Source organism: Bradyrhizobium sp. CCBAU 11357 (assembly GCF_028128865.1).
Taxonomy (GTDB): domain Bacteria; phylum Pseudomonadota; class Alphaproteobacteria; order Rhizobiales; family Xanthobacteraceae; genus Bradyrhizobium.
Map to the genome: position 1 here is coordinate 90829 of NZ_LBJW01000094.1, position 12111 is coordinate 102939.

Consider the following 12111-nt stretch of genomic DNA (forward strand, 5'->3'; position numbering starts at 1 on the left):
ATGCGTCGGCTGCGGCAGCGCGCGGTCCGCGCCGAAATGAATTTGAGCGGAAAGAATTTCCACCCAGGCGCCAGTTTAACCGCAGTGGACAAGGCACTGGCGGCGGCACTGCGCCGCTCTCGTGATGATCATTCAGGATGAATGCAGCAGCAGGGGACAAGCAATAGGGAATGGGAATATCGCGGAAGCTCTTTTTATCTCGAGGAAATCATGGACGACATAACAAACTCCTCAAAGCGGCTCGATGGGTCACTTCACTTGCCGGTTCTGGTGCTCGTCGAACCGCTCCTGTTGCCTCGCACATGTATTCTGAACGTCCTCAGGCGGGAATTGGCGGAATTCGAGATCCTCGACATGGCAACGGTCGAAAGCCTGGACTGCACATCAACCCGCGATGTTCGTCTGGTGGTGCTGAGTATCGCAGACAAGCCCATCGACGATCCCTCGGTTGAGGGAAGTCTCGCCTTCGTTGCGGAGTGTTGTCCCAACGCCGCCGTTGCAATTCTGTCAAACCATGACGACGAGCCGACCGTGCAGGCCGCGATGCAGCGGGGTGTGCGCGGCTTTCTTTCTACCTCGCTGCCGATCGAGATTGCCATAGCTGGCCTGCGCCTTGTCCTTGTCGGCGGCGTCTACAGGCCGTTGCCCGTCGCCGGGATGAACAGGATATCGGATTTCGAGCCGCCAGATGCGCGCGGGCTTGCGCGCGCATCTCTTGTGAACGAGGGAGCCGGAGTGACTATCGAAAGGAGCGTGCCGGATCTCACGCCTCGTGAGCAACAGGTTCTGGCGGAATTGGCGCTCGGCCTGCCCAACAAGCTGATCGCCGCCAAATTGAACCTGTCGGAAAGCACAGTCAAAATGCACATCCAGCATATCATGAGGAAATGTGCTGCGCACAATCGGACGGAAGCCGTGCTGCGCTGGCGCGGCCGGTTGCCGTCGCAGGGGCACGACCCCGGCGCAAGTCCGATGCAGGAGACTTAGTCCTCTCTGAATGCATTACGGAAGCAGTCGAGCAGGGGCCTGAGCGCGTAGAGAGCCACGGTACCGCGCCCTGTCGTGATGAACACTTGAACCGGCATGCCGGGGACGATCTGGATGTCGTTTGCGACGATCTGCGCGTCATCGATCCGGATTTTGGTCGCGTAGTATGGCTGGTCCGTGCGCTTGTCGAGGAGCCGGTCTGCGGACACGTGCACGACAGTTCCGATCAGGCGAGGCACGCGACGCTGATTGTACGGTACGAGGTGAACCTCGGCATTGAGGCCGGGATGAACCACATCGATATCCTCGGGCCTCAGGCGCGCGGTCACGATGAGACGGTCTTGCCGGGGTACCAGGTCCATGAGCGGAGCGCCCGCTCCGATGACGCCGCCGGCTGTATGAATCCGCAAATCGGTTATCACGCCGTCCTCTGGCGCCTTGACCTCTGTTCGCGATAGCTGGTCCCTGGCCGCAAACAATCGCTCGCGGAGCTGGAATATCTGGTTCTGTGCTTCACGAAGCGACTGTGCGATCTCGTTCTGCCTCTCGCTCTCGAGCTTGAACAATGTGGCCTGCTGTTCGCTGATGACTTGCGCGGCGCGGGAAATCTGCGCGGCGATCTCGCCGCGGCGGCCCTCAACGTCGGCCAGCTCCCGCTGCAGGTTCAGAAGTCGCGGCCGCCGTTCGAGACCCTTGTTGACGAGTGTCGTGACCATATCCAGTTCCTCCCGTACGATGCCGACCCGCTGCCCGGTGGCGCTCTCCTGCGCCGTGAGACCTTCGATCTCCTTTTCGACTTGACGCCTTCGTTCGCGAATGACTGCAAGCTGCGACTCGTGGACCTGCAGGCGTGCCTGGAAAATGAACTGCTGCGCCGACACCGCAGCGGCGGCCACTCCGCTCTGCATGCTGTCTTGTTCCAGCGCGTCCGGAATTGCGATCCTCTCGAATCTCTGCTGCTCGGCCTGAAGCCGAGCGGCACGAGCAGTTGCATCCCACAATTGGCCTTGAAGGCTCTGCACCTCCGAACTCGCCCGGGTGTCCTCCAGCGCGATCAGCGTTTGGCCGCTGCGCACGATATCGCCATCCGAAACCAGGATCTTGCTGACGATACCGCCTTCCAGATGCTGGATCGTCTTGCGACTCGATTCCGATTCCACGACGCCGGACGCGATCGCGGCGCTTTCGAGAGGCGCGAGGCTCGCCCATGTACCAAGCCCCAGCATGAAGCAGAGCACCAGCAGATTGCCCGCGACGGTGATAGCGCGAAGCCTTCCGCGTGGCGAGGTCGGCGTGGGCGTCGAGCACCATGGAAATTCCAGAGGCTCGAAATCGTCGATTGCGGTTACCACGACGCCAGATCGTCGGGCCGGCGGGGGGCGCGACGGCCCTCGTACGAACCGGTCCCAGATCATGGGAAGTCTGGCGACGGCAGGATGCTTCCAGGTGGTGAGAGAATTCCAGATCATGGCGCAACCTGTGAAGTAACCTGGGGTCGGCTCAGGTGCCGTTCGAAGATGTCCTCGCTGTCGCCGAACGCGGCGACCGCACCGTCTTCCATGATGGCAATCTTGTCCGTGGCGGCGAGGAGACCCATCCTGTGAGTGACGACGACAAGAATGACGCCCGCGAGCTTCATGCGCTCGATGGCATCCAGGAGCATTCGCTCGCCGCCGTAGTCGAGGCTGGCGTTGGGTTCGTCGAGAACGATGAGGCGTGGACTGCCGAAAAAGGCGCGGGCAAGACCGAGGCGCTGCCGATACCCGCGTGAGAAGATTGTTTCATTGTGAACCACCGTGTCGTAACCCTGCGGCAGGCGCATGATCGCCCCATGGATTCCGGCGAGCTTGGCCGCTTCGACGACCTTTTGCCGGTCCGCATCTTCAAGGCGTGCGATGATGTCGTTGATGGTGTCGCCGATCAGATTGATGTCCTGGGGGAGATATCCGAGGCCGTCGCCGTTTCGGGTCTCGCGGAGCAGCGAGACGTCGGTATTGTCGAGGAGAACACGGCCATGCGTCGGCATAGACAGCCCCGCGATCACTTGGCCGAGCAAGGACTTGCCTGACCCGGACGGACCGATAATGCCAAGGCATTCTCCGGGCATGAGGCTGAAGGAGACGCCGTTCAGCAGAAGATGATCGGTCCCGGCAAGCCACACGCCCACATTGTCGACGACGAGGCCAGTTCGTGCCAGCGGCGGGAAAACCCCCGCGCTCTCCTGCCGGGTGACGGGGAATGCGGCGAGAAGCGCGCCGAGCCGCTGACAGGCGCTCACGGCCGTCACGAGTGATTTCCAGCCTGCGACAGCACTTTCGACCGGTGCGAGCGCCCGGCTGAACATCAGCGTAGAAGCAAAGATGATTGCCGGACTTTTGCCGTGATCGAGGACGAGCCAGGCGGCAGCCCCCATGATCAAGACCTGCGACAGCGCGCGAACGGGCTTGGCGACCAGAGCAACGATCTCGCCTCGCCGGAGCGCCACATCGTGCTCTCTGCGCGCGTGCTGCGCGTCACGGTGGATCATGCGCGCGGCGCTATCGAACATTCCCATCGCGCGGATCATGTGGATGTTGCACGCGGCAGTCTGAAGGCGACCGTAGCTTCTGGAGAGCGCGGCGCTGGACCTGAGCAAAACGTCTTCCGTGACCAGCTCTCCGGCGACCGTGAGTGCGAACAGGAAGGCGACGCAGCAGGCGCCCACCACGCCAAGCAGGGGATGGATCAGAACGAGGACAAGGAGGAACAAGGGCGCCCAGAGCGCGTCGAACAGCATCGTACATGAGCCGGACTCGACGAACTGGCGCAGCACGGTGAGGTCCCGATATGCGCCCGACGCTTGCGTCCAATCGCTGCGAAACGCCGATTCGAGACCGGCCGAAAGCACGCAGGGACGAAGGCGATCGTCGAGCCAGGCGCCGAGGCGTCCAAGGACGGCGCGCCGCAATGCATCGAACACGCCGCCGACGACCACTGTGATCGCGACGATGAGCGTGAGCAGGAGCAACGTGTCGCCGCTCCGGCTCGACAACACCCGGTCGTAGATCTGAAGAAGATAGATGGAGGGCGCAAACAGTAGCAGATTGTAACTGCAGCTATATGCGAATACGAGACCTAGCGGTCCCACGCAGGACCGGAGGGCTGTGTGCAGTGGCGTCCGGATCTGCGGCAGGATGGGCAACCGAATGGGCGGCATCAGCATGATCGTCACCGCCTGAAATCGAGGTCCGGCGCACTTGACTGACGGTCAACGCAATCCGTCAACCGCATCGGTAGATCTTTGGCGCGAAATCCGGGACCGGCGGCCGCGGCAGCCGGTCCCGCCAGTCGGACGAGCGGCTCGTCAGAGCGTGTCGAGATGGAAGGTCACTCCGCCGCCCCATGCGAAGTTGCCGTCTCCGCCATCGCCGCCGATGCCGGCGACCACTTCCTGGTGCTGGTCCACGGTGACCTTGTTGATCTGGGTGGCATCCGTATTGGCGTAGACCTTGGAAGTATCGTAGCCGCTGTAGGACTTCTGGCTGCCGTTCGACTCGGCGTCTCCGCCATGAGCCTTGGAGAACACCGAGGCCTTGGCGTTGGCGCCGCCGGCATCCCAATCCGCCGTCTGCTTGACGTGATCGCCGGTGCTCACGTGCACGTCGGCGCCTTCCGCCTTGTTGGTCGGATCGTAGTTGACAGTCGGCTTGCTGATGATGGCTCCCTTGAAAGTACCGTCGCCGCCATTTCCGGCACTTTGACCACCGGTGTCGATCGATTTGACCTTGATCGTATCCGAGATGTTGATTGCCTTTGGCATCATTTGAGGCCTCCGTCGTTTTGTTGGCTGTCGTGCAACATCCATCCCGATCAGGCGGACGCGCACGGCAAGTCTGATCCGCCCGTGCGCGAGAGCGATAGATGTCAAATCGAACATCATCAGGTTTGGTGGGCCTACCTACGAAAGTACGACATTTCGTCAGGGGAGGCGCCTCTGCGCGGGCTTTGCATGCGGCGAGTGGCGAGGCCGCGTGCCGCGATGCGATCGGCCATGTGAGCGATGCGACGTTTCGCTATGCCACCAGGTGAAGATCCGACAGGAGGTGCGCGGCATCGCCACCTGGCGCGAGGTTGCCGTAGCCGCCGTCTCCGCCAACGCCGGCGATCTGGGTCGCACTCTGGTCGATGTGCACGTTGTTGACCTGATCGGCCACGGCCGTCGAATGTGGACCTGCGATTGCTATGTTGATGGGTGCATAGATCGCGACGCTGACGTCGATCAGACTGCCCGCAAAATAACCGTTGCCGCCATTGCCTGCGCTGTTCGAACCGGTCGCGATCGTATCGGACCCGCCCCACAGATGATGGGAGAGAAGGCTTGCATGGCTGCCCGCTGCGGCGTTGTCGTTGCCGCCGTGCCCGCCAATGCCAGCGATCTGAACCGCGGATTGATCCACGGAGACATCGTTTATCTGGACCGCGTAAGCACTGGAGCCATAGCCCGCGATTGCGATGTTGATCGGGTTGTACACGACAAACGAGGTATGGACGACTTCCCCGTAGAACATGCCGTCACCGCCATTGCCGGCCTGGCCTCCGCCCGTTTGAACGTCAAAGACGCTCGATCCCCAGCTGGGGTCGAGCGTGATGACGCTGCCGCCGGCCGCCACATTGCCATGTCCGCCACTTCCGCCGACGCCCGCGATCTGCGTGGCCGATTGGTCGATGTCGACCGTGTTCGACTGATTTGCATGTGCAGTGCCGCCCGAGCTCGCCAACGCGATATTGATCGGATGATAGATCACCACGGGAGCGTCCACGATCGCACCCGAGAAATGGCCGCTGCCGCCGTTTCCGGCGCTGTTGTCGCCACTCGCAATCACGCCGGAGCCTGAAAACGTACCGATGCTCCCACCCGCTGCAATGTTGTCATTGCCGCCATGGCCGCCGACGCCGGCCATTTGAAAAGCGGATTGATCGACATTCAAATCGTTGGACTGGTTGGCCAGGGCGACCGAGCCGTATCCCGCGCTGATCGAAATGTTGATCGGTTCGTAGATCAACAGGGACGCGTGAATGATACCTCCGTAAAAATGGCCATCCCCGCCGTTCCCTGCCGTGTTCGCCCCACTCTCGACCGAAGCAATGCCCTTCTCGGCAAAGGATGCGCCGGCAGCAGGCTTCGTGGACGAAACATCCAGGCCCGCTGCAGCGTGGTTGCCGGCGTGGCTGCCCATCTCGCCCCCCGATGGGGGATGTTTGGATTGAACCGGGTCGGAGTCTTTATGCTGGATATTCGCGCTCGCGGCGTATGCTCCAGGACCGGCAAACGGGCCGGGACGATGGACCAGGGCGCCGCCGCCGACCGGGTCAGCCATGAACGGAGCTTTGGGGGCAGGGCCCAATTCGCCCGCGCCATCGTACCCATCGTGGTGATGAGAGGCGTGATGCAGCCGGATTGCATCCGACATCCGCGTAAAATCCATCGTAGCCTCCCTCATCGCGATCGCTCCGCGCAATCGGACGGGTTCTGCACTCCGGAGAGAATGTCGTCCCGGGAAGGTCGAATGCCCAGCCGTCAGTTCGGATATAGCGCTCGTCTGGCAGCCGCAACATCGGCTACATCCGTTCGGGTGCGGTTACAGCCTTTGCATCAATTCCCCCGGTCCGCGCACTCATCTCGCCTGCGGCCAAAATGAATCCGGCGCATTGCCGGATTTGAACCGTATTGCGACCTGGGTCGCGGCCAAAGCTCGTGTCGCCCGCTTCAGCGGAAGTGGAGTGCTTGCCGCGGCCCGGCAAAGTGATCGATTGATTGGTGGGCCCGGCAGGACTCGAACCTGCAACCAGACCGTTATGAGCGGCGGGATAGCGATTGGCTTCGTTGATTTTGCTGACCTTTTGTTTGAATTTGATCGCGTTCGTTACGCTTCGGTTGGGTCGTTTCTGGTGCGAAACTGGTGCGGTAACGCCTGCTTATGCGAGCCGGGCGTGACATCCGGAAGGTCTCCATCGCAGGACTCTCAACGATGATCATCGAGGGCATCGATTTACCCTCTCAAGGCTGAAACAGGGGTTCGATTCCCCTAGGGAGCGCCAGAACCAAAATTCACCTTTGATTTTATTGATATTTTTATCGCGACTGTCAATTCAGCGACCTCACGAACGGCCACCTTGACACTTGCGGCCTCATTCCCCCATGCTCAGGCATGCAAAACCGCCGCAGACTCCCCTGCTATGTGCAAGGCTTTTTAGACAGCCACGGCCATCCGCGCCACTACGTCCGAAAGAAAGGCATACCGCGCGTCACCCTGCCCGGGCTGCCCTGGTCGGAAGAGTTCATGCGGGCCTACGCAACCGCCCTGGAGGCGGGCAGCAAGGCCGGACGGGCAACGAGCGCGCCTGAGGCTGGCAAGCAGCGCACGCCCGTCAAAACCGTTCCCGCTGGCAGTATGGCGGCCCTTATCCGGCATTACAAAAAGTCCAAGTTCCCCGAGCTGGGCCAGGTCACTCAGGACAACTACACCAGGTTGTTCGCCCGGCTTGAAGAGGCCGCTGGAAGCCTGCCCGTCGCCAAGATCACGGAGGATGACATTCAGCGTATGGTCGACGAACGGGCTGCTGAAGGCGGCATAGAAGCCGGGAACAGTACGCGGCGAATCTTCCGGCTGCTCATGGCGTTCGCCAAGGACCACAAGTACCGGAAGGACAATCCGGCCAAGGACATCAAAAAGAAGCGTCGGCCGAAAGGCGCGAAGAAAGGTTGGGACACGCTATCGGAAACCAACATAGCCAAGTTTTTCGAGCGGTGGCCCCTCGGTACTCGGCAACATCTCGCTATGACCGTACTGCTCTACACCGGCCAGCGGCGCGGCGATGCGGTCAGGCTCGGGCCTCACAGCGTGGTCGGCGGCAAGTTCGATCTCGATGACCTGAACGATAGCAGCATCGAAGTCCGACAAAACAAGACCGGCAAAGAGCTGGAAATCCCACTAGCTGCACAACTCGCAGCCGCGCTCAAGGCCTGCAAGATCGCAGCGGATGCGCCAGCATTCATCCTGACTGAACGCGGAAAGCCTTACAGCGACAAGTCGTTCACCGGCAAGTTTTCAGCCTGGGGCAAAGCAGCCGGGATCACGACGCAATGCAGTCCCCACACATTGCGCTTCGCGGCAGCCCGTCGACTTGCCGAGCTGGGGTTGTCACTGAAGGTGATTGCCAGCATCACAGGGCACGACAGCTTGAAAGAACTGGAACGGTACACGAAGGCTGCGGAGCAAAGGCTGCTCGCCAAGCAGGCTATTGCCGCGTTAGGCTCACACTAGCCCACGGGTTCGCATCTTCCGCATCGCCCGAGAGGACTTCGAAGGCGCGGTCAATCAGTCGCATGTCCCACAAGACCACGCCGCCGCGCCTGATGGGCCTCGGCATCGTGCCGTCCTCAACCCACTTGTCGAATGTGGACGGAGACACCCCGACGTAGAACGCCGCGTCTTCACGACGCAATCCCCTGCGAGGGCGCGTGAACGCGGATTGATTGGGGCTTTCCGTTCTGACCATCGGCAGACCTTCAGGGGCGACAAGCATCAGCCCTGTAGTCGCATAGACTTTCAAAACTTGTCTATTAAATAGCCCCAGCGTTGGACGTCTCAACTCGCCCCTACTGTATGTGGCTATTGTACCGCACGCACTGATTGTGCAAATAGACGCCAATATACCGGGAGCGATCTATGAAATTATCGGACGGCGAGAAGCTAATCCTCCTCATGCTTGCTGACATTTACAAAGCGATGAAGATCAAAGGTGAGTTCGACCCTGATTTCATCTCCAACACAATCTTCAAAGATCAGCTATGGGGTTTCAACTGGGAGCTTTCCGGAATTCCGTTCGAGGCTGCCGAGGACCCATCCGAAGTGCGGGAAACGACAGACTTCCTCGACATGTGGATGTTCCTGGAGGAAGGCTATGAGGCATTGGGGCCAGCCGAAAAGAAGCAGCTAGAGAAAGATGCAGAGCCTTTCGGAACGGACGTCAAATTCCCGGGTTTCGACGCGAACAACGAGCCGCACTACCACGTTGCTAGTTACATGTTGAACGACATGCGGCATCGCTTCGATTACTTCAAGGGGCGCAATCTCAATTCGCATAGTCACTCAGTTGACGCGTACAAGCGCATGTACCGTGTGTTCGAACCGATCCGTAATAGGCTCCACAATCGAAGACTAAATTTGGCTGAGTTGACCGAGATACTAAAGGCGCGGGTGCACCCAAGCTATCGCTAGGCGGGCGCGTCATTGGCAGGTAATTCTCCCGCTTGCGCGTCAGGCACAGTCGCCATCTGCTCATCAAGGAGTCGCGTCACCAACCCGTGAAGCTCCTCTAGATTTGGCGCCCCGGTCTGTGCGAAGCTCTCATGCGCGCAAACGTCGCGACTTGGCGATCTGCCAGGCTCAAAAACTGATCGGCCGCGCGGGCCTGATTGGCTGCAAGCACCGCAAGCGCCTGTGAGCGTAGGGACGTGATGTACCGCTCGAATATGTGCATCCATTCGCCTGTACCCTACAATGTAGGGGCGTCTCAAGCGGTGGTGGCTGCCCGTCTCTGGGCACCAGCTAGCCACCTTTGCTCCCGAGAGGCTGAGTTCTCAAGGTGCGACCACTTTGTATGGCTAAGAAGTGGCCTTGGCACCTATCAAAATTGGTGGGGACGAGAACGTAAGGTGGTGCGAGCATCCTCGGCGCCGTCGAGGTACATTCCGACGTGAAACACAGCGCTATGAAAGTTGCAGATGGTGAAGTGGTTTTACAAAACTCACGCAGGGGTCGCTGAGATCGTTCCGACTGGGGAGGGTTTTGCGGTCACGTTTGGTGGTGAGACATTGGGGCATTATGCTTCGCCATCCTCAGCCGCCGAAGACTTGGCGAACGGTACATGCTCTTGGCCTTCGAACGGAGACCCCTCAAACCTGGGCATACCGGAGAACATTAGCGAGTGGCAGCGCGTGCGGTGATAGGCTGCATTCGTCATTGGCGTTTTCCTTTCGGCGAGCGGGATCGCCCAAATCTCTTGGAACTGAGCGTTCGCGCGGGTGGTCTTGTACATCGCCACAAGACCGACAGGACGAATCCACACGAGAGAATCAGCAGCATCGGAGGGGTATATTCGAACGGAAGTCAGTGGAAGCAATCTGTCGTTCAGACGATCAGAGACATCGAAAGCGGCGCGTGGGAATTCTATATCCAGGAAGACGGGCTCACGGCTAGTTTGACGTGGCCAAACACGAAGGGCACAAGTACATCAAGACAACAGCGGACGGAATTCAGCCGAACAATCTCCTCTCGCTCCCTGAGTGTCCGTGATAGTTATCAACCCCAGATCGCGCTCACCGGCCTGCACGCCTAGAAGCCTGCCAGTCTGCCAGAGGATCGTGCGCTGCGGTATCCGTATTCAGACCAGACGCCCGGTCCAGATACCAGTCAATCGCCTTGCGATCCCAACGCTGAGTGCCCGGGATGGCCCCGGGCACCAAGCCCTTCTTAACCCATGTGTCGAACGCGTCCTCGGAGCAGCCGCAATAGGCGGCTGCGTTGGCCTTTGTGAGGCCCCGAGGTGCGATCTGATCGGCCCGTAGTATCCGCTCCGAACGTCTCAGCTCTGCGGGCGAAGGTTTGTCACGCTGATGATCACCGTCCATTTGGACCCATTTGTAGAAGTTAGCGGCAACGTGACTCGGCGCCCTAGGGCTGGAGTTAGAGCGCTGTCCCTACCACGCCCCGCCAACTTCAACATGGCCAGCGTCAAGCGACTGAAGCTGACGGCGGAAAGTATCGTCAGGAAAGCCCGTGGCACAACTACCAGGACTGGTCGTCGCCAGGCGCTTGGTCGATCAGTCTCAGTGACCGGAAGCAACGCGGGCACGGCTCGGCGCCAGGTCAGGATAAGAATCAGGCGTTGTCCCTACCGTGCCCGCGCTGCAATGAGATTAGCGGTGGACGTGACTCGGCGCTCTAGCCCCCTCGCGTACACCTGGGCACGCGCTGTCCCTGCCACGCGCCGCTAAGCTCGATGGCTGAGTATTCGGGCTAGCTTTCCAAAAGCTGACGAGGCCCGCGCGCGGCAATATACAAACGAAAAGCGGCCCGTATGGGGCCGCTTGCCGTCAGGACTGAGAACCCTGGGACGGCCCTGTGCCTTCTGACGCGGGCCGTCGTCTTTCAGCATCTCAACATGTAGCGCCAGTAGCGCTTATAGGCCGCTTCGTCCCAGTAGTAGCGGCGAATGTGATCAAACGCGTACATCTGCTTCGCACTCAGGCCGCAGACAAAAGGCGTTCGGCCCACTTACGATCAGCGGCTGCACCCCCCGGGCGACGCGCCGGGTGTCTGATAAGCCAAGCTATTGCATGTTTGCGGCTGATAGGCGTTACGACCTCACGACCTCCCGGCTCTTGCGTCTCTTCGATCAGATAGAGCTTGCCGTTCGGTTTGTGCATCAGGCGGGAGTGCGTCTCACACCAAGCGCCATCTGAGTCGCGCTCAAGGCTGATGCGTGTGACGATGGCTATATCGACTGCGGTGTTGAAGGTCTTCGAGTTCGAGACGTTGCGGATGACTTCCATTTTAGTTCCCCTATAGGCTTGTCAAAAACCTCGCAGAGAGACTGGTGGAAGCCTCTCCGCTGGTGGCGGGAGGTTGACAACCTGTAGAGGACAGGCGAGCTTATTCGTGCTGTTTCCAGCCTTATATCGCTGCCCTCCCGCCGTGCGGAACATCGAACGGAAATCCGGACACAAAAATAGCGCCGTTCGAGGTTCGGCGCTTTGGGCGCCTCTAATGGGGTTGTCACGCCCCACACGATCTATCGACCGTGCAACCATACAATGCACAACCGTGCCGTTTCTGTCAACGCCAAAACCGCTCTAAGCAACTGATTTTACTGGATTTTTGTAAGGTGACAATCCTTACAAAACCAACAACGTTTCGACCCTCCGCCCCGTTGATAAATTGATGGCGTTGGGGGAAAGCAGCGTGGATGCGACTCGGCGTCCTTATCGACCGGGGGGCCTTAGATAAAGGCGCTGTCCCTGCCGCATCCGCACTTCCCGGGAAGTCAGAAGCGACGTGAGCCTCCCTCTGGAGAGCAAAG

The 12111-nt window shown here is 60.1% G+C and carries 9 protein-coding genes and 1 tRNA gene; 5 read left to right on the forward strand and 5 right to left on the reverse strand.

Features of this window, described 5'->3' with window-relative positions; translation table 11 throughout:
- The first annotated feature begins 141 nt into the window (after positions 1-141).
- A complete protein-coding gene (locus XI05_RS14010) occupies positions 142-987 on the forward strand; it encodes a response regulator transcription factor (protein WP_271502419.1) in 846 nt (281 codons plus the stop codon).
- Here the strand turns inward: XI05_RS14010 and XI05_RS14015 are convergent.
- The 4 genes from XI05_RS14015 to XI05_RS14030 form a co-directional block, all read right to left on the reverse strand.
- A complete protein-coding gene (locus XI05_RS14015; RefSeq protein ID WP_271502421.1) occupies positions 984-2339 on the reverse strand; it encodes an HlyD family type I secretion periplasmic adaptor subunit in 1356 nt (451 codons plus the stop codon). The genes XI05_RS14010 and XI05_RS14015 overlap by 4 nt on opposite strands.
- A gap of 113 nt (positions 2340-2452) precedes the next feature.
- Positions 2453-4189 carry a type I secretion system permease/ATPase gene (locus XI05_RS14020; protein WP_271502423.1) on the reverse strand — a complete coding sequence of 579 codons (1737 nt, stop codon included), beginning with the start codon at positions 4187-4189 and terminating at the stop codon, positions 2453-2455.
- 141 nt (positions 4190-4330) lie between these two features.
- Positions 4331-4789: a hypothetical protein gene (locus XI05_RS14025; protein ID WP_271502425.1), complete on the reverse strand. Its 459-nt coding sequence runs from the start codon at positions 4787-4789 to the stop codon at positions 4331-4333.
- A 250-nt stretch (positions 4790-5039) separates the two neighbouring features.
- On the reverse strand, positions 5040-6452 hold the full coding sequence (locus XI05_RS14030) for a hypothetical protein (protein WP_271502428.1): 1413 nt from the start codon (positions 6450-6452) through the stop codon (positions 5040-5042).
- A 508-nt stretch (positions 6453-6960) separates the two neighbouring features.
- Between XI05_RS14030 and XI05_RS14035 the strand changes: the two genes are divergently transcribed.
- The 4 genes from XI05_RS14035 (at position 6961) to XI05_RS14060 (ending at position 10325) form a co-directional block, all read left to right on the forward strand.
- Positions 6961-7065 (forward strand) — tRNA-Glu (locus XI05_RS14035).
- 110 nt (positions 7066-7175) lie between these two features.
- Positions 7176-8291 (forward strand): tyrosine-type recombinase/integrase, encoded by a 1116-nt coding sequence (locus XI05_RS14040; RefSeq protein WP_271502430.1) that lies wholly within the window; start codon positions 7176-7178, stop codon positions 8289-8291.
- A gap of 405 nt (positions 8292-8696) precedes the next feature.
- On the forward strand, positions 8697-9248 hold the full coding sequence (locus XI05_RS14050; RefSeq protein WP_271502432.1) for a YfbU family protein: 552 nt from the start codon (positions 8697-8699) through the stop codon (positions 9246-9248).
- A 987-nt stretch (positions 9249-10235) separates the two neighbouring features.
- Positions 10236-10325 carry a DUF3892 domain-containing protein gene (locus tag XI05_RS14060; RefSeq protein WP_271502483.1) on the forward strand — a complete coding sequence of 30 codons (90 nt, stop codon included), beginning with the start codon at positions 10236-10238 and terminating at the stop codon, positions 10323-10325.
- A 950-nt stretch (positions 10326-11275) separates the two neighbouring features.
- Here the strand turns inward: XI05_RS14060 and XI05_RS14065 are convergent.
- Complete coding sequence (locus tag XI05_RS14065; RefSeq protein WP_271502434.1) at positions 11276-11584, reverse strand: hypothetical protein; 309 nt, start codon at positions 11582-11584, stop codon at positions 11276-11278.
- Between the last annotated feature and the right edge of the window lie 527 nt (positions 11585-12111).